This window comes from Allobosea sp. BH3 (assembly GCF_025499465.1).
In the GTDB taxonomy this organism is placed as follows: Bacteria; Pseudomonadota; Alphaproteobacteria; order Rhizobiales; family Beijerinckiaceae; genus Allobosea.
On record NZ_JAIMCA010000003.1, the window covers coordinates 786,614 to 803,813 of the forward strand.

General features: G+C 66.0%; 15 protein-coding genes. 4 read left to right on the top strand and 11 right to left on the bottom strand.

Annotated elements, in window-relative coordinates; all coding sequences use genetic code 11:
* Positions 1–86 precede the first annotated feature (86 nt).
* From BoBH3_RS12585 to BoBH3_RS12630, 10 genes are all read right to left on the bottom strand, one after another.
* Positions 87–1,334 carry a Zn-dependent hydrolase gene (locus BoBH3_RS12585; protein ID WP_262331123.1) on the bottom strand — a complete coding sequence of 416 codons (1,248 nt, stop codon included), beginning with the start codon at positions 1,332–1,334 and terminating at the stop codon, positions 87–89.
* Positions 1,335–1,408: 74 nt separating this feature from the next.
* Complete coding sequence (locus BoBH3_RS12590) at positions 1,409–2,569, bottom strand: M20 family metallopeptidase (protein ID WP_262331124.1); 1,161 nt, start codon at positions 2,567–2,569, stop codon at positions 1,409–1,411.
* Positions 2,559–4,235: an FAD-binding protein gene (locus tag BoBH3_RS12595; protein ID WP_262331125.1), complete on the bottom strand. Its 1,677-nt coding sequence runs from the start codon at positions 4,233–4,235 to the stop codon at positions 2,559–2,561. Before BoBH3_RS12595 ends, BoBH3_RS12590 begins: the two co-directional genes overlap by 11 nt.
* Entirely contained in the window at positions 4,232–5,392 is a 1,161-nt protein-coding gene (locus BoBH3_RS12600; protein ID WP_262331126.1) for a M24 family metallopeptidase, read from the bottom strand. The genes BoBH3_RS12595 and BoBH3_RS12600 overlap by 4 nt, the downstream gene beginning before the upstream one ends.
* Entirely contained in the window at positions 5,386–6,264 is an 879-nt protein-coding gene (locus BoBH3_RS12605) for a polysaccharide deacetylase family protein (RefSeq protein WP_262331127.1), read from the bottom strand. The genes BoBH3_RS12600 and BoBH3_RS12605 overlap by 7 nt, the downstream gene beginning before the upstream one ends.
* A complete protein-coding gene (locus BoBH3_RS12610; RefSeq protein WP_262331128.1) occupies positions 6,261–7,394 on the bottom strand; it encodes a mandelate racemase/muconate lactonizing enzyme family protein in 1,134 nt (377 codons plus the stop codon). Before BoBH3_RS12610 ends, BoBH3_RS12605 begins: the two co-directional genes overlap by 4 nt.
* Positions 7,395–7,401: 7 nt before the next feature.
* On the bottom strand, positions 7,402–8,187 hold the full coding sequence (locus BoBH3_RS12615; RefSeq protein WP_262331129.1) for an ABC transporter permease: 786 nt from the start codon (positions 8,185–8,187) through the stop codon (positions 7,402–7,404).
* The gene (locus BoBH3_RS12620) at positions 8,187–9,089 is read right to left on the bottom strand and encodes an ABC transporter permease (protein ID WP_262331130.1); all 903 of its coding nucleotides are present in this window, start codon (positions 9,087–9,089) and stop codon (positions 8,187–8,189) included. Before BoBH3_RS12620 ends, BoBH3_RS12615 begins: the two co-directional genes overlap by 1 nt.
* The gene (locus BoBH3_RS12625) at positions 9,082–10,200 is read right to left on the bottom strand and encodes an ABC transporter ATP-binding protein (RefSeq protein ID WP_262331131.1); all 1,119 of its coding nucleotides are present in this window, start codon (positions 10,198–10,200) and stop codon (positions 9,082–9,084) included. The genes BoBH3_RS12620 and BoBH3_RS12625 overlap by 8 nt, the downstream gene beginning before the upstream one ends.
* 50 nt (positions 10,201–10,250) lie before the next feature.
* The gene (locus tag BoBH3_RS12630) at positions 10,251–11,330 is read right to left on the bottom strand and encodes an ABC transporter substrate-binding protein (protein ID WP_262331132.1); all 1,080 of its coding nucleotides are present in this window, start codon (positions 11,328–11,330) and stop codon (positions 10,251–10,253) included.
* A 385-nt stretch (positions 11,331–11,715) separates the two neighbouring features.
* Between BoBH3_RS12630 and BoBH3_RS12635 the strand changes: the two genes are divergently transcribed.
* The 4 genes from BoBH3_RS12635 to BoBH3_RS12650 are packed head-to-tail and all read left to right on the top strand — an operon-like array spanning position 11,716 to position 16,237.
* Positions 11,716–12,903: a M24 family metallopeptidase gene (locus BoBH3_RS12635; protein ID WP_262331133.1), complete on the top strand. Its 1,188-nt coding sequence runs from the start codon at positions 11,716–11,718 to the stop codon at positions 12,901–12,903.
* 49 nt (positions 12,904–12,952) lie between these two features.
* The gene (locus tag BoBH3_RS12640) at positions 12,953–14,107 is read left to right on the top strand and encodes an iron-containing alcohol dehydrogenase (protein WP_262331134.1); all 1,155 of its coding nucleotides are present in this window, start codon (positions 12,953–12,955) and stop codon (positions 14,105–14,107) included.
* 8 nt (positions 14,108–14,115) lie between these two features.
* Positions 14,116–15,012: a GntR family transcriptional regulator gene (locus tag BoBH3_RS12645; protein ID WP_262331135.1), complete on the top strand. Its 897-nt coding sequence runs from the start codon at positions 14,116–14,118 to the stop codon at positions 15,010–15,012.
* 28 nt (positions 15,013–15,040) lie between these two features.
* On the top strand, positions 15,041–16,237 hold the full coding sequence (locus BoBH3_RS12650; RefSeq protein WP_262331136.1) for a M20 family metallopeptidase: 1,197 nt from the start codon (positions 15,041–15,043) through the stop codon (positions 16,235–16,237).
* 188 nt (positions 16,238–16,425) lie between these two features.
* Here BoBH3_RS12650 and BoBH3_RS12655 read toward each other — a convergent pair whose 3' ends face one another.
* Positions 16,426–17,157 carry an Lrp/AsnC family transcriptional regulator gene (locus tag BoBH3_RS12655; RefSeq protein ID WP_262331137.1) on the bottom strand — a complete coding sequence of 244 codons (732 nt, stop codon included), beginning with the start codon at positions 17,155–17,157 and terminating at the stop codon, positions 16,426–16,428.
* Positions 17,158–17,200: the final 43 nt, after the last annotated feature.

The window sequence follows — 17,200 nt, forward strand, 5'->3', positions numbered from 1 at the left end:
GCCACCTTGTCCTGCAAGCTCGGCGATCACCACATCTTCGCCATCCGCATCGCAGGGGGGCGCCTCGATAACATCGCCTCGCGTCTCTAATCCAAGCGCTCGTCGAGGAGATCGACCGTTCCAGCAAGCGCACGGGCTCCATCTTCCGCTTGCCCTGGCTCGATCGACTCCTCCGGAGCGTGGCTGCGCCCGTCGAGGCATGGCACGAAGATCATCCCCACTGGGCCAAGGCGGGAGACGAATACGCCGTCGTGGCCGGCGCCGCTCGGAAGATCGCGCGCGGCCAAACGGCACGAAGCTGCCGCGTCCGCAATCGCCGAGCGGATCGAGGCTGCGCAGGCGACGGGGGCGACGTGGCTGACGCGTTCGGCCGTTGCCGTTACCCGCACGTCCGCCAGTGCAGGAGCCAGTTCGCGCAAGAGCTGTTCCCCGAAGGCGGCGACGGCCGCCTCGCTGCCGCATCGTACCTCGAGGGTCATCACGACCGAGCCAGGCACGGCGTTCGCCGCGTTCGGCCAGATCTCGATCTTGCCGAACGTCGCAACCAGCGGCTGCACATCCCGAGACGTCGCAAGCGCCTTCTCGTAAGCGCGCTCGATGAGCTTCGCCGCCCCGACCAACGCGTCCGAGCGCAGCGGCATCGGCGTCGCGCCGGCGTGGTCGGCGCGCCCCTTCACCGTGATCCGCTCGCGGCGGATGCCGACGATGTCGGTCACGATGCCGAGCGGAATCGCTTCCGCCTCAAGCATCCTTCCCTGCTCGATATGCACCTCCACATAGGCGGCGACGCTGCCGGCAGCGCGTGTCTCAGATGCGATCTGATCCGGGCGACCTCCGACATAGGTGATGGCATCGCGCAGGCTCGTCCCATCGGCTCGGCGCAACTCCATGTGCTCGTCTGTCAGCGCTCCGGACATCGCCCGGCTGCCGATGCAAGAGAGCCCCTGGAACTCGCTCGGTTCCTCGGCGAGGAAATCGATGACTTCGAGCGGATGCCGCAGGCGCCGGCCGCTCTCGATCAGGCTCTGTGCGACTTCGAGCGCGGCGAGCACTCCTAGCATGCCGTCATAGCGCCCACCGGACGGAACGGTGTCGGAATGCGAGCCGATCAGGATCGGCCTGAGGCCCTGTTCGGTGCCGGGCAGCCGCCCGATCAGATTGCCGCCGGCATCGAGCGTGGTTTCCAGCCCGACTGCACGGAATTCCTCCGCCAGCCACGCCCGGCCTTCAAGGAAGCGTGGCGTGAACGAACGGCGCGTCCAGGGCATATCGGGCTCGGTGATGCGGGAGAGCGTCTCCAGGCGCGCCCACAAACGGTCTCGATCGATCGGCATCGCATCACACAAGGAAATTCAACGAGCGGGAGAGACGGCGGCATAGATCGCCGTCTGCGAGGTTGTCGCCTGCTCTATCCGCGTGCCGAAGCGAGCGTGTCAAGGAAGGCCGCCAGCGCGCGGCACTTCCCTTCGATCGAGGCGATTTCGAGGAACTCGTCCGGGCTGTGCGCCCGGCCGCCATGGACGCCAAGGCCGTCGAGGGTCGGCGTGCCGGCTGCACCGGTGAGATTGCCGTCCGAGCCGCCGCCGCTCGAGGCTTCGCCGAGCGCAAAGCCGACATCCGCCGCAATGGCGCGGAACTGCGCGCTGAAGGCGAGCGAGGCTTCGGACGGCTCCATGGGCGAGCGGTGGAAGCCGCCGGTGATCGTCGCACTGGTACCCGGCACGGTCGATGAAGCCGCAATGGCATGGATCGCCGCGATGACACGTGCCTCCTCTGCGGCCGAGGTAACGCGGCAGTCGATCTCGATCTCAGCATGACCGGGCACGACATGCGGCTTGGAGCCGCCGGAGACGACGCCGGGCGTGATGGTGGTACCGAGGTCCCACGCATTGAGGGCCTCGATTGCGACGATCTTGTGCGCCGCCTCGACCACGGCATTGCGGCCGTTCTCAGGCTCGGCGCCGGCATGAGCCTCCTGGCCGGTGACGACGATGTGGAAGAAGCCGACGCCCTTGCGCGAGATCGTCAGCGACGGTCCCGGACGCCCCGGTTCGAGAACCAGCGCAAGATCGTGCTTCTTCGCCTCCTCGATGATGACGCGCCGCGAAGCCTTGGAGCCCAGTTCCTCGTCGCTGTTGAAGATGAAGGTGACGGGCAGCGGAAAACCGCCGCGCACGCTCGCCAATGCCTCCAGCGCGAAGATGCCCAGCGCCAGCCCGCCCTTCATGTCGTAGAGGCCGCATCCATAGGCCTTGTCGCCCTCGACCTTCCAGGGCCGCTTCGCGACCGTCCCGGCGGCATAGACAGTGTCGAAATGGCCGACCAAGAGCACGCGGGGGCCCGGCCGGTCCTGGCCCGCGCGGCAAACCAGATTGTCCCCGTACTCCGATTGCGGATCGCGCTCGACGCTCATGCCGATGCTCCGCACCTTGGCCTCCAGCACGGCGGCGACGGCGTCGCAGAGCGGTTTGTCGAGCGTCGGCGAATCCATGTTGACGATCTGGGCGAGGAAGGCGGTCAGCGCTTCCTTGCGCGCCGCGACGGCGGCGGTGACGGCCTCATGCGGCATCGTTCAGTCTCTCCAGAAAAGTCGTCTCGATCCTGGCTTCGGCCTGTCCGACAATGACGCTGCCGCGCCAGCCGGGATCGGTGAGCGGGAAATCGTTGCGGAAATGCGCCCCCCGGCTCTCACGCCGGAACAGGGCGGAGCGAAGCGAGAGTTCGGCCGTCGCGGCGAGGAAGGCGAGTTCGTGAAGGGCCCGCCGCGCCTGAGGCTCTGCGTCACACCCGGCCAGGTCCTGAGACAGGTTCTGCACGTAGCTCAAGCCGCGCTGCATCCCGCCGGCATCACGGATGATACCCAGAGATTTCCACATGATCGCTCTCAGGGCGTCGAGCCGGGTGGCGATCTCGATGGCCGGAAGCTGTGTGTGCATGCCCGCGCTTGCCGCCTGTTGGAGCAGAGCGTCGGCCAGCACAGCCTTGCCCGCCTCTCCACCCGCCATGCCAGCTGCAGCCCGGCCGGCACGTGCGCCGAAGACCTGCGTTTCCGGCAGAGCGTTGGAATTCAGACGGTTGGCTCCATGCACTCCCCCTGCCACCTCGCCGGCCGCGAACAGGCCGGGCAGGCTGGTGGCTCCGTCGGAATCGATGGCGATGCCACCCATCCAGAAATGCGCCTCGGGCGTCAGGATGAAAGGATAGCTCGCGTGGTCGATGCCCTGCGCCGCGCAATAGCGCGCGACCTTGGGATTGCTGCGCGCGAAATCCTCGGCCGAGAGCGCAGACAGATCGAGCCGCACGCCGCCGCGTACCCCGAGGCCCCGGCGCATCTGGTCGTAGATGCCCCGCGCGGCAACGTCGCGCGTCGTGGCCTCGGCACCGTCCGGGTTGAAGGCGACCATGAAGCGCTCGCCCTCGCTGTTGTAGAGCCGCCCGCCGAGCACGAAGGTCGAGGGCTGGATCGAAACGCGGGCCTTGTCGAATGGATCGATGCAGCGCCACGGATAAAACTGGATGAACTCCATGTCGCGCAGCCGCGCGCCGGCTGCCGCCGCCAGAGCGAACCCATCGCCGGTCATGCCGTTCGGATTGCTCGTCATCGCGAAGAGCCGCCCGGCACCACCGGTCGCGATCACCACGGCGCGCGCAGCGACCGCGAAGCAGGCTCCGGTCTTCAAGTCCATCAGGACCGCGCCGGCGACGCCCCTCCCATCCGTGACGAGGCGAAGCGCCATGCAGGGGGCCGGCACGATGACGCCAAGCTCGGCCGCGCGTGCCGCCAGCGGCACAGTCAGATCGATGCCGATATGGTTCTCGGTAACAAGGACGCGCGGGCGCGAATGCTCGCCGCTCGGCGCGCGGCGATAGTCGGCGCCGCTGCGTTCGAAGCGGCCACCGAGTGCTTCGAGATCGTGGATCCAGGCCGCGCCCTCCTGGCACATGATCTCGACCAGCGCCTCGTCGCAGATGCCGGCGCCGCCCTTCAGCGTATCCGCAGCCCATAGCTCCGGACCATCGGCCGGATCGGCCTCCGGCATCGCCGCGGCATAGCCGGCCGTGGTCATGGCCGAACAGCCGCTGCGGCCCGGCTTGCCCTTGACCGCCAGCATGACGCGCGCGCCGGCTTCGCGGGCAGTGATCGCGGCGCGCAGGCCGGCGAGGCCGCCGCCGATCACGAGAACATCCGTCTCGTAGATCTCCTGATCAGTAGAGATCGCGCCGGAGGAGATCATCGGATCGCCAGGCTGCGCGGAGCGCGCCCCATCACCTCGACGCCGGTCTCCGTGACCGCGACGGTTTCGGAGAAACCGATGCCGGCCTCGCCGTAATAGCGGATCGCGATCGGGATGTGGTAGCACATGCCGGGTTTCAGCACGGTGGTGTCGCCGATCTTCAGACTGCCGATCGCACCCTCGATCCAGGTCGAGAAGCCAACGCCGACAGCATAGCCGCTGCGCTTGCGATAGTTCTCCCAGAGCCCCTCGCGCTCGATGACCCGGCGCGCGGCCTCGTCGACCTCGCCCGAGGTGGCACCCGGCTTGACGGCGTCGATCGCAGCCTCCAACGCCTCGATGCAGACGGCGGCAATGCGCTCGACCTTCGGATTGGAGCGGCCGACCAGCGCACCGCGCATGAGCGGCGAGTAGTAGCGGTTGTAGACCGCCGAGATCTCGATGAGCACGGCGTCGCCGCCATCCAGCTTCTGGCGCAGATGGTTTGAGTGAGGAAGGCCCGAGCGGTCGCCCGTCGTCACGATCGGCGAGCGGCACATCCACTCGGAGCCGGCGCGCGTCATGGCTGCGAAGCATTCCGCCGCTATATCCTGATCCGAGCTGCCCGAGGCGACCGCCTCAATCGCCGCGGCCATGCCGATGTCCGAGAGCTTGCCCGCCTCGCGCATGAAAGCGAGTTCGCGCGGCGACTTGATCGCCCGCGAGACCTCGACGACGCCCGAGCCGTCGACGAGCCCAGGCAGCGCGGCCTGTAGCTTGAGGAAGCTCGAAACCTGGAGGAAGTAGGCCTTCTGCTCGACGCCGACCTTCCCCGCCGCAAGGCCGCGCTCCTTCAGCGCCGCCAGCGTGATCTCGATCGGATCGTCGGTGTCGTCCCAGGTGACGATGTCCGTCACCCAGGAATAGCGATGCGCCAGCAGGCTTTCGAGATAGCGCAGGATCAGGAAGGGCTTGCCCTCCAGCGGGATCACCAGGAGCTGGTAGGAGTGATAGCCGAAGGTCTGGTAGCCGCTGGCGTAGAAGATGTTCTCCGGCCCCGAGCACAGCATGACGTCGACGCCGCGGCGCGCCATCGCGGCGCGGATCGTGGCGAGGCGCGTCTCGTATTCCTCCCCCGGGAAGAAGAGCTCCTGCGCAATCGGATGCGTCGTCAGCATGGTGTCGGTTCCTGTTGGCGTGCCCAATGGGCGAGAACGATGGCCTCGGCCTCGGCGGCCGAGATGAGGCGGGCGCCATTGCGGCGCGCATGGTCGAGAAAGCGCAGCGCCTGATCGCGCCAGCCCTCCGCGACGAGGCCGAACCCGTGCGTGAGGAAATTGACAACCGGTGGCGCCAGTCCGGCATCGAACCGCTGCCGGATCGCATCCCAGACGCGCTTCAGCCCGTCGAGATCCTGGCGCTCGTTGAAAAGGTAGTCTCGGCTGAGATCGGTGCCTTCACCGTTCCAGCCGAGCGGCACTTCGACGATCGTCTGCTCGCCGGCATCGAGCACGATCTCCTCGCGATCGGGCCAGGCGATATCGCGCGAGGCATCGACATGGCCGGGTGCAGCCGAGCAATCGAGGCGAATGCCGGCCTGGGCCAGCAGCGCCGGCAATGCGTCATGGAAGGCGAAACCGCCGGATCGGAACACCGTGAAGTCGATGCCGATCCGCCGGCCCGCTTCCATCGTCTCCTCGACGACACCGCGCATATGAGCGAGGTTGCCGTAATGGGTGCGGCCGTCGAGGCGTTCCTCATGCGGGTGCAGCGCCAGATCGGTTCCGGCATCGCGCAGGCCCTGCCAGATGCCGGCATAGGGCTCGGCGAAAAGATGCTCGCGATGACGCGGCGAGGTGTGGATCGTGACGACGGCGCGCCCACCCGCTTCCGCCGCGATCAATCGCGCAGCCGTGTTCAGCCGCTCGACCATCACGCGCTCGTCCGGTGGATCGGTGCGGCCATTCGCCGGATAGAAGCCGCGCCCACCAGGCGCCTCGCTCGGAGGATCGGCGTCGACGAGCCAGAGCAGGCCGATCTCGCCGCTCATGCCCGGACGGCCTCCAGCCGCGCGACATGCATAAGACCGGTCTCGTCGACAGCGATGCCGAGCCCCGGCGCGGCCGGCAGATCCATATCGCCATCGATCATGGCGATGCCCGAGAAGGGCTGCGCCGCGACGCGCTGAAAGCCCCAGAGCTCGCAGGAGAGCGGGTTGGTGGCGGAGGCGACAGCGAGTGCGGCGGCAGTGGCCAGCATGCCTTCATCCATCTGGCCGATCAGATAAGGCAGTCCGGCTGCCTCGGCGATGGCCGTCATCGCATGCAGCTGGCCGATCCCGCCCGCCTTGCAGAGTTTGAGGTGGACTCCATCGACGGCACGCGCTTCGATCAGGCGCAGCAGATCCTGCGGCGTGCCGCAGGATTCATCGGCGTAGACGGGTAGCGCTACCGACTCTCGCAGCGCCTTGAGCGCCTCGGTCGCGCCAGCCGGGACAGGCTGCTCCAGCCAGGCCAGAGCGAAACCCAGCCGGTCCACCTCCAGCCGCCGTGCCTTGGCCAGCGCCTCCTTCGGCGTCCAGCCTTGGTTCACATCGGTCGCGATAACCGTATCCGTTCCCGCAACCGCCTCCGCCACGGCGGCGAGGCGAGCAAGATCGTCGGCGAAATCGGGCAGGCCGAGCCTGACCTTCATGGTCAAGATGCCCTGTTCGAGATAGGTCCGCGCGCGCTCCGCCGCGATCTCAGGCGGGCAGAACGGGATAGTGCCGTGGACATGCACCTTCGTCGCGCCGGCGGGCCCGCCCAGCAACGCCCGCAGCGGCAGGCCGAGCGCGCGGGCGGCCGCATCATGGATCGCGATATCGAGCACGGCGCGCGCGCTCGACGCGCCAGGCAGTGCGGCCGCCATGACCCGCGCATGGCCAGCGGGCGTATCAGCTGTGGAGGTAAGCAGGCGCGGCACGAGCAGTTCGCGGAGCAGCGCGACGATGCGGCCGGGCGTCTCGCCGGTGACGTAATGCGCATTACCGCGCACCTCGCCCCAGCCGACAGCTCCGTCGCTCGTTTCGACGCGGACGACGACCTCGGCGAGCCTGTCGATCAGCCCGGAAGAGGCATGGCGGAACGGCTCTGCCAGCAGCAGGTCGACCGTGTAGATATCGACGGCAGCGATCCGCATCGGCCCGTCACTCCCGCCCGGCGAGGTATTTGTAAACGCCGATCGTGCGGTCCAGGACGATGAACACCGCCACACCGACGACCACCAGCAGGAACGACACCGCCGGGATGACTGGGGTCATGCCGCCCACATACATGCGGTTGAACATCTCCACCGGCAGCGTGCGCTCGCCGATGCCCGACAGAAACAGCGCCATGGTGACGTTGTTGAAGGACAGGATGAAGGTGAAGATGAAGGCCGCGATGACGCCGGTCTTGATCTGCGGCAGGACGATCAGGCGGAAGGTCGTCGCCGGGCCGGCGCCGAGGATCGCGCTCGACCACTCCAGCCGCCTGTCGACCGAGGCGACCGAGACCAGCACTGTGCGGAAAGCGAACGGGATCGAGACCACGAGATGCGCGATGACGAGCCCGAGGAAGGTCTCGCCCATGCGCAGCCGTTCGAAATAGACCAGCAGCGCCACCGCCAGCACCAGCTGCGGGATCATGCGCGGCCCGGTGATGAAGGTTTCCAGCGTGGTGCGCCAGCGGCCTTTCGCCCGTTCGATCGCGAAGGCACAGGGGATCGAGATCGCGACCGCCACCACCGATGCCGTGATCGCCAGCGTGAAGCTGCGCCATGCCGCGCCGAGCAGGACGCCGTCGGCGAACACCGCCTGAAACCAGCGCAGGCTCAATCCCGGCGGTGGGAAGGCGATGCGGCTGGTGTCGGTCAGGGCGACCGGCAGGCTGATCAGCGTCGGTGTCAGCATCAGCAGCACGACGACATAGACGAAGATGCGCAGGCCGGCCATCACACCATCTCCCACGAGCCGCGGCGGGTCAGGCGGTTGGCGACGAGCACCGCCGAATAGGTGCACGCCGCCACCATCACGAGCAGAATGAACGCCAGCGTCGAGGCCATCGGCCGGTTCAGGAGCTCGCTCGAGTAGGAGAAGATCGAGATCGGCAGCACTTGCGTCCGCGGCCCCGCGATCAGGATGGGGATAAGATAGGACGAGACCGACAGCGAGAAGACGAGGATCGCGCTCGCGATCAGCCCCGGCGCCGTTAACGGCAGCATCAGGCTCCAGACGATGCGCGGCATGGAGGCCCCCAGGATACGCGCGGCGTTGATCTTGTCCTGCGGCACATTCTGGATGGTCGAGGCGAGGATCAGGATGGCGAAGGGCAGGTGCTCATAGGTCAGCACGGCGACCAGCGCCGAGGACGAGCGGATCCACTGGATCGGCCCATCGACCAGCCCCAGCGCGGACAGCAGCTGCTGGAACACCCCGAACGGCAGAAGGAGAATGTACCAGCCGAGAATGCCGACGATGAGGTTGGTGAAGATCGGCAGCAGGCAGGCCACCGAGATCAGCGTGCGCTCCCAACCCGAGCTGCGTGTCAGGTAGAAGGCGACCGGATATCCGATCAACAGCGTCGCGATCACCGTCAACAGGCCGAGCAGCAGCGAGTTTCCGGCCATGGCGAGGTAGAATGGATCCCCGAGAATCTTGACGAAATTAACCAGTGTCAGCGCGGCGTTGGGGTCGCGCGGGCCGGGCTTGTGCTCGGTCAGGCTGAGGCTCAGCAGATCGACGAGCGGAACGACGAAGAAGACGATCAGCAGCAGAACGATCGGCGCGATGAACAGAACCCAGCCGCGCATGCTCTCGCCGGCACGCGTGACGCGGGTCGCGGTGCCCTCAGCCATGGCCCGCCCCCGCCAGCAGGATCACGGCCTTGCGGGAAAAGGCGATGCTGACGGCATCGCCACGGGCAAAGGGGGCTTCGCCAATCTTCGGCAGGCCGAGTACGAGGATGTCGCGGTCTCCGACACGGACCTCGTAGAGGATGTTGCTGCCCTTGAAGATCGTGTCCGAGACGCTGCCCGACAGCACGTTGTCGCCGCTGGCCATGCCGGCGGGCGCAATCGCGATATGCTCCGGGCGGACGGCGATGCCGAGCGTGCCGGCCTGCTCCGGCAAAGGACCGTCCGCCAGCACGGCCCAATCACCGACCATGAGCCGTGGCGTGCCCTCATGCGCCGCAACGCGCGCCTCGAACAGGTTCGCGTCTCCGACGAAGGTGCAGACGAAGGCGGTGCGCGGGTCGGAATAGACCGTATGCGGCGGCCCGATCCGCTCGATGCGGCCCCCGCGCATCACCGCCATGCGATCAGACATCACGAGCGCCTCCTCCTGGCTGTGCGTCACGAGCAGGGTGGCGACCTTGAGGCGTTCCTGGATGTGCTTGATCTCGACCTGCATGTCCTTGCGCAGGGCGGCATCGAGATTGGAGAGGGGCTCGTCGAGCAGCAACAGGTCCGGCTCGGTGACGAGTGCACGGGCCAGCGCCACGCGCTGCTGCATGCCGCCAGAGAGCTGCGAGGGGTATTTGCCTTGCGCCTGGCCGAGGCGGACGAGATCGAGCATCGCGGCTACGCGGTCGGACACTTGCCCGGACGGCACGCCGCGCCGATGGAGGCCGTAGGCGACGTTGTCGAACACAGTCATGTGCGGAAACAGCGCATAGCTCTGAAAGACCATGCCGAGCTTGCGCTTCTGCGGCGGCAGCTCGTTGGACAGCGCTCCGCGCAGCGAGATGTAGCCGGCATCAGCCTTCAGGAAGCCAGCTACGAGATTGAGCGTCGTCGTCTTGCCACAGCCGGACGGGCCAAGAAGCGACAGGAACTCGCCGGCCCCGATCTCAAGGTCAAGGTCGTCGAGGACGACCTGGCCCTGGAAGGTCTTGCGAACACGCTGGAGCTTCAGGATCGGCCTGGGCGGATCCAGTTCAGAGGCGTTTACGGTAGGGCTCGACATGCAGGTCTCCGATCGAAAGCGGGCGCCGGGCGGCGCCCGCTCCGTTCCGCTCAGCGGATTTCGCGCTGCCAGCGCTCTATCCAGCCCGGCCTTGCGTCGTTGATCGCCTTCCAGTCGAAATCGACGAGCTTCTCGAAGTCGGCAGCAGTGATGCCCATGCCGGACTTCTCCTCGGCCGAAAGCTTGTCCCAGGACGTCTTGGTCGGGCTGGCGGTGCCGCCCTTGCGCATGCGCAGAACCTGGAATTCGTCGCTGTAGTACAGGTTGACGTACTCGTAAGCTGCGTCCTCGCAGGGACCGCCCTTGATCATGGACAGCCCGCCATTGACGGTCGGAGAACCCTCTTTCGGCAGCACGAACTTCATGGGAATGCCCTGCGAACGCATCGCCGGGGCGATGTTGGAGCTCGTCACCGCGGCCCAGACCTCGCCGAGCTGCATCAGGTTCGAGAGCTCCGACGTCCACGTGAAGACCGTATGGACGTTGGGCAGGATCTTCTTCGTCGTCGCGAAGCCGGGCTCGATGTTCTTCTCGCCGCCCTTGTCGAGCTTGGCCAGCATGACCAGAGCGGCGGTGCCCATCGTGCTCTGGGGCGCGGTGATCGCGAGACGCCCCTTCATCTCGGGACGCTGCAGATCAGCCCAGGAGGTCGGGATGGGGAGCTTGTTCTTCTTGAACTGCTCCTCGTCATAAATGATGCCGACGCCGAGAACATTGGTCGCGAGCACGTAGGGTTGGCCATCGGCCAGCTTCGTCACGGCCCAGTCAGAGAGGCCCTTGGCGTTCGGCGCCTTGGTGAAGTCGATCGGCTTGCACAGGCCGCGCTCGCAGGCGGTCAGGCCGATCGGCGCGTCCCATTGCGCAATGGAAATGCGAGGGTCGGCGACCTGCGCCTGAACGCGCTCGACCATGGCGGCCGAACCAATCGCCTCCGCGACGAGGTCCACGTTGAACTTCTGCTTCAGCTTCGGAGCGATGAACTCCATCACATGCTCGCGGTGATTGGGAGCGATGCCGAGCAGCACCTGCATCGACGAGCACGCCTGTTGGGCGAGCGCCGCTCCGGGAGCGACCAGGCTCACGCCGAATGCCAGCGCAGTTGCGATCCTTTGATTGAAGGTGATGGCCATTCCGATCTCCATGCAGCGCGAGTGATCCGAGTGGGGAGATTAAAGACCCGAGTGCGCCGCCGGTCGATCTGCAGCTTTGTTTTTTTTGCATCAATTTCAGCAATTATTTGCACAGAATGTCGGCATGATGCTTTCCCGCGCACCACGATGAGTCGTGCGTTCACCTGAGCGACGCCGAGTTTACAGGCCATATTACTGACAGAAACGGGTATTTTGGAGCCTCGGAGAGGCGGAAGCCGTCATGGCGGAAGCTCACGCTGTCTCCAATCAAGGCGCCGCAAATTTGAACTTGAGTTGGACTGTTTGTTGCTAATTATACAATCATTCACATGCCCGCAGCGGCACAGTGTGCCTGAGGCAGTAGAGCGGTTGAAAAGGTCAGACCATGTCCGATGCTGATTTCGACACCATCATGAAGCAGGTGCCGCAAGGCGCGGAGAGCGCCTTCCCGAAGTCCGAATATGATCGGCGGCTGACGCAGCTCCGCGGCGTCATGGCCGAGCGCGGCCTCGACCTTCTCCTGCTGTCCGGCGCTGAGAACGTCTTCTACATCTGCGGCCAGCAGACCCCCGGCTACTACAGCTTCCAGTGCCTGTGCGTGCCGGCGAACGGCGAGCCATTCCATGTGCTCCGCGGGCTTGAAGCCATGAATGCGCGGCTCAACACCTATGTCGACGAGATCATCGGCTATGCCGACGACGTGAATCCGGCTTCCGCTCTCGCCGCCGAATTGAAGCAGCGCGGATATGCGGGCAAGCGCGTCGGCATCGACCAGGGCGGCTGGTTCCTGACCATCAACCTTTACAATCGGCTGATCGCCGAATTCGGCACGCTGCTCGACGCCACGGGTCTGGTCGAGCCGCTGCGCCGTGTAAAATCCCCGCTCGAGATCGCGCAACTCGAAGAGGCCGGCCGTGCGAACGATGCCGGCATGCTCGCCGGGCTTTCCGCCACCCGCATCGGCGCCAGCGAAAACGACGTCGCCAGCGCCATCATGGGCGCAGCGATCAAGGCCGGCTCGGAATATGTCGGCATGGAGCCCTTCGTTACCTCGGGGCCGCGTTCCGGCATCCCCCATACCACCTGGCGCCGACGGACGATCCAGAGCGGCGACGTGACGGTCCTCGAAACATCGGCCTGCTACAATCGCTACCATGCCGCGCTTTTCCGCACCGTGGCCTGCGGCCCAATTCCGCAGCAAGCCCGCGACATGTATGCGGTGTGCGCCGAGGCCCTCGAGGTCGCGATCGGCAAGCTGCGCGTCGGCAACACCTGCGCCGACGTCCACAACGCCGTTCAGGCGGTGATCGACAAGCACGGCCAGACCGCGGGCTTCCGCAAGCGCACCGGCTACAGCATGGGCATCTCCTTCGCGCCCGATTGGGGCGAGGGCAACATTCTGAGTCTGTTCCGCGGCATCGACGTACCGCTGCAGGCAGGCATGGCGTTCCATGTTCCGATCACGCTGCGCGTCTACAACCAGTTCACGGTCGCGGTCAGCGAAACCGTGCTGGTGACGGACGGGGCGGCGCGCACCCTCAGCACGATTTCGCGCGACATCGTCGAGGCCTGAACCCATCAACCCTGCCGGAAGGCCGACCTGGCGTTCAGGAAGCAGCAGAATGTCTGGCGACAATCCCGCCATCCACATCCTTCCGGCACCGCTGCCGACAGCCTGGCCAGAGCCGACTGTCGGTGCGGTTGCATTGCTGGCGGCAGGCAGCACCATAGCGCAGGCCGCGGTCGTGACGACGCCCTCTCCCTGGCGCGCCGTTCAGCCGATGCTGACCGCCAGGCCCGCCCGCCAGTTGATCATTGCCAGCAACCATCGCAGCGCGCTCGACCGCGCTGCGCAAGACCTCTCCGGCCCGCCGACGCTCGTCGGCATCGGCGGGGGACTGGCGATGGACGCGGCGAAATACATCGCAAAGGTCAATCGCCAGAAGCTCATCCAGCTCCCCGGTTCCGCGGCCAACAATGCCTGCTTCACCCGCACCGCCTGGGTGATGGATGGCGAAACCCGGACGGCCGAGCGCAATTGCCCGATACCGGACGCCGTGCTCGTGGTGCCGGAGCTGATCGCCGCGGCGCCCGACAGGCTCAACCGGGCCGGGTTCGCCGAGATTCTATGTAGTCACACTGCTTTGTTCGACTGGTCGCTAGGACACGAGGCCGGACACGATGTGCAGTGGGACGAAGGACTGCGTGGGCTCGCGCGTGCTCAGCTGGCGGCGCTCGACACGCTAGCCCCCGGTGTTGCTGCGGGGGAACTCTCCGCGTTCCTGGAGATCGTCACGATCTCGGCCCGCTTTGCGCCCGGTTTCGCTTCGCATCCCAAAGCACGGTTCAACGCCGGCTCAGAGCACATCTTCGCCTGGGCGCTGGAGGCGGCGAGCGGTGGCACGGTCCTGCATGGCGAGGCGGTTGGGCTCGGCACTGTGTTGATGGCGCTGTTGCAGGACAACGATCCGGCGCGCGCTGCGCAGCTGGCCCGCTCCGCGGGGCTGCCCCTGCGGCCGGAGGCGATGGGCGCTTCCTGGGCCATGGTCGAAGGGCTTGCACCGGCGTTGGCCGCCCGCGCCGCCGCCTCAGACTGGTACACCGTGCTGAACGCACTCGGCGAGAGGCTTGAAAGCGCCTTCGTGGATGCCATGCCTCGACTTCGCGCCCTGATTGAGGATACCGAAGCCAGGACCGAACCGGCGCTCGCCGCCCCAATCTCCGCAGGGTCCGGAAGCGACGCTAACGCGCGCGGACCGGCCCCGTTCTGCAGTTGACGTCATAGATGGCACGCAGCTCCTCCCAAAGCCGTCACCGCCTGGCCAATCAGATCCTCGATCTGATCCGGAATGCCCGTTTCGAGCCGGGGCATCATCTGCGTGAACAGGCGCTCGGCGATCTGCTTGGCGTGTCGCGTTCCCCGATCCGCAGCGCTCTGCAACTTCTCTGCGAGCTCGGTGTCGTCGAGGCCCGGCGCAATCACGGCTTCTTCCTCCTGAAGCCTTTCGACGCTTTGCAGCGGCTCGAATTGGAGGTGCCGAGTTCGGCCGACCGCGACCTCTACGACCAGTTGGTCGGAGACCGCCTGCGCGGACATCTGCCGGCATCACTGACCCAAAGTGAAATTGCGCAGCGCTACAGTGTCGACCGCGTCGTTCTGATGCGCACGCTGGCGCGGCTCGCCGAAGACGGGCTGATCGCGCGCAACAAGGGCCATGGCTGGACGTTCCTGCCGATGCTGGATTCGCGCCGAGCCATGGCTTCGAGCTACGATTTCCGCCGGGTGATAGAGCCGGCCCTCTTTCTGGTGCCGACTTTCAAGGCCGACCCGACGGCGCTCAGCCGTGCGCGCGCTCACCATCTCTATTTCCTGTCCCACCCAGACCTGTCCACCGTGGACGCCACGGCCCTGTTCGACACGGATGCCAGCTTCCACGAGATGTTCGCGGAGTTCAGCGGCAACGCCTTCTTCCTTCAGGCAATCCAGCAGCAAAACCGGCTGCGCAGGCTGTTGGAGTTCAACAGCTACGGCAATCTCCGCCGGGTCCGCGACTGGCTGCGCGAGCATGTGGCCATCATCGACACGGTGCTCGCCGGCGACCTCGAGCGATCGAGCACGATGATGCGTGAGCATCTGACCGCGGCCTTCGGCAAGGCCGACTCCACGGCGATCAGCGACTGATGATCTCGGCCCGGTACAAGCGAGGGCAATGATGAGCGTTTCCCCGGATATTCCCCGCATGAAGCGGGACCTTGCCGATCTCGTCGCGCTCTGCACCGAAAACCCACCCGGGCGTGAGACAGAAGCGGCCAGTTATGTTGCGGCTCGCCTCAGCGAAGCAGGGCTCGATGCCGTGATCGACGAATACGAACCCGGCCGGGCGAATGTCGAGGCACGGCTTTCGAACGGTCCCGGACCGACACTGGTCTTCAACACCCATATGGACGTGGTCCCGGCAGGCGAAGGCTGGTCTTCAGACCCGTTCGTGCTGAGGGAGGCCGACGGGCGGCTCTATGGGCGGGGCACTTGCGACTGCAAGGGCCCGCTCGCCGCGATGCTGGAGGCGGTGCGCATGCTGGCAGCCGAGCGGTCCGCCTGGTCCGGCACATTGCTGGCGGTATTCGTCGGCGACGAGGAAGTCGGCAGCAAGGGCGCGCGCCACTTTGCCGCCAAGCGCCCGCCGATCGACTTCGCCGTGGTCGGCGAGCCCACCTCCAACACGGTCTATAGCTGCCACAAGGGAAGCCTGCGGCCGATCGTGCGGGTGCACGGCGTCCCCGCGCATTCGGGCACGCCGCATCTGGGCGAGAACGCCATCCTGCGCGCCGGCGAGTTGCTCGGGCTGATCGCCCGGGAACACGAGCAGAGCGTCAGGCGCCGCACGCATCCGCTCGTCGGCGAAGCCAGCCTGACCGTGACGCGCATCTCCGGCGGCCATGCGGACAATGTCCTGCCCGGGGCCTGCGAGATGCTGCTCGACCGCCGTCTCGTCCCCGGTGAGAACGAGGCGGAAGTGAAGGCCGAAATCGCCGCCTTCCTCGCCAGGGCTCAGTCCGAACTCGGTGTCAGGGCGGAGATTATCGGCTTCAAACCGACCACGGGCGGGGCCACCGAAACGGCCTCCGACCGGCCGATCGTTCGCCAAAGTGTCGCCGCCGCAGCCGCCAACGGCATCGCGTCACCGGGCCCGTTCGGTTTTCAGGGGGCGTGCGACCTCGTCCATTTCCGCGACGCCGGAGCGGAAGGGATTGTGATTGGCCCTGGCGCGGCTCTCTATGGCGCACAAGGTCGACGAATTCGTCCCCGTCGACGAATTCGTCGCTGCGAGCTTGATCTACCGCGACATCGCACGCCGGATGCTGTCGGCATGACAGGATGGTGCTCTTGCTGCGCCGGTCTACGCTGATTGGCCATCAGTCGACGGAGTCTTCAATCTCATTTCCGAGACGCACCGCAGGTTTGGGTTATGCGCGAAAAGCGAATTTTGGCGCCACGATCAAAGCAAGCGTCCGACCAACTTATCGCGCAGGCTAACGCAGTGCTCGCGACACCATCTCGAAATGCTGCTCGGCGGCGCATTCTCGGAGAACGGGGTCACACCCTCCGCAACGCGAAACGAGAGCGCATCCGTCTGACCCAGGGCAGATTGTTCAGCCTCTTGTTGCTCAGGGTTTCGAACTCGCTGAGCGTGGTCGTCTGTATCTCGAGGATGTAGTCCCATCCTCCCGAGGTCACGTAGCAGTTCTTGATCTCGCTGATGCCGGCTACGGCCTTCTCGAACTCCAGCATCGACTTCGATTCCGTCGATTTGAGCTGAATCTCGGAGAAGGCCATCACATTGAGGCCGATCTTCTCGCGGTCCACGCAAGCCTGATAGCCGGTAATGATGCCGCTGCTCTCCAGCGCCTTGACCCGGCGCAGGCATGGCGCGGCCGAGATGCCGATGAGCTCGGCGAGCTTGATGTTCGAGATCCGGGCATTTCTCTTCAATGCCTCCAGGATGCGCTCGTCGGTCGCGTCGAGTGTCTGCTCCGGTTTCGCCCGCATCCCATCCCCGCTTTCGCCGGACCGCAAAAACTTATTGCGCCCTTCGGCAATCTTGACGTCCAGATCCTGGGGCAGCTGAGCAAAAATTGCCAATACCGTGATGGCGCCCCCCGTATCTCCTGTTGTTGTTGCGTCGCAAAAATCCGACGCTCTTCGAAAGACAGAGAGCTTCCGGCCGCCCGCCCAAGAGGGCGTTCGGAAAGCCGGGACGAGGGGATAATATGGGTCAGAAGTCGCTGATTTCAGCGTCGATTCCGCTTGACCGGGATGGCGTTGCACGGGGCCACCTGCGGATTCCGCATTCGGTCCACGATTCCGCATA

What these genes read in the sequence shown, in the direction of transcription:
- BoBH3_RS12635 (WP_262331133.1), top strand. Translation starts at nt 11,716, where the DNA reads ATGTCCGATGCTGATTTCGACACCATCATGAAGCAGGTGCCGCAAGGC.
- BoBH3_RS12595 (WP_262331125.1), bottom strand. Translation starts at nt 4,235, where the DNA reads ATGATCTCCTCCGGCGCGATCTCTACTGATCAGGAGATCTACGAGACG.
- BoBH3_RS12620 (WP_262331130.1), bottom strand. Translation starts at nt 9,089, where the DNA reads ATGGCTGAGGGCACCGCGACCCGCGTCACGCGTGCCGGCGAGAGCATG.
- BoBH3_RS12585 (WP_262331123.1), bottom strand. Translation starts at nt 1,334, where the DNA reads ATGCCGATCGATCGAGACCGTTTGTGGGCGCGCCTGGAGACGCTCTCC.
- BoBH3_RS12605 (WP_262331127.1), bottom strand. Translation starts at nt 6,264, where the DNA reads ATGAGCGGCGAGATCGGCCTGCTCTGGCTCGTCGACGCCGATCCTCCG.
- BoBH3_RS12615 (WP_262331129.1), bottom strand. Translation starts at nt 8,187, where the DNA reads ATGGCCGGCCTGCGCATCTTCGTCTATGTCGTCGTGCTGCTGATGCTG.
- BoBH3_RS12610 (WP_262331128.1), bottom strand. Translation starts at nt 7,394, where the DNA reads ATGCGGATCGCTGCCGTCGATATCTACACGGTCGACCTGCTGCTGGCA.
- BoBH3_RS12590 (WP_262331124.1), bottom strand. Translation starts at nt 2,569, where the DNA reads ATGCCGCATGAGGCCGTCACCGCCGCCGTCGCGGCGCGCAAGGAAGCG.
- BoBH3_RS12625 (WP_262331131.1), bottom strand. Translation starts at nt 10,200, where the DNA reads ATGTCGAGCCCTACCGTAAACGCCTCTGAACTGGATCCGCCCAGGCCG.
- BoBH3_RS12650 (WP_262331136.1), top strand. Translation starts at nt 15,041, where the DNA reads ATGATGAGCGTTTCCCCGGATATTCCCCGCATGAAGCGGGACCTTGCC.
- BoBH3_RS12600 (WP_262331126.1), bottom strand. Translation starts at nt 5,392, where the DNA reads ATGCTGACGACGCATCCGATTGCGCAGGAGCTCTTCTTCCCGGGGGAG.
- BoBH3_RS12630 (WP_262331132.1), bottom strand. Translation starts at nt 11,330, where the DNA reads ATGGCCATCACCTTCAATCAAAGGATCGCAACTGCGCTGGCATTCGGC.
- BoBH3_RS12645 (WP_262331135.1), top strand. Translation starts at nt 14,116, where the DNA reads ATGGCACGCAGCTCCTCCCAAAGCCGTCACCGCCTGGCCAATCAGATC.
- BoBH3_RS12640 (WP_262331134.1), top strand. Translation starts at nt 12,953, where the DNA reads ATGTCTGGCGACAATCCCGCCATCCACATCCTTCCGGCACCGCTGCCG.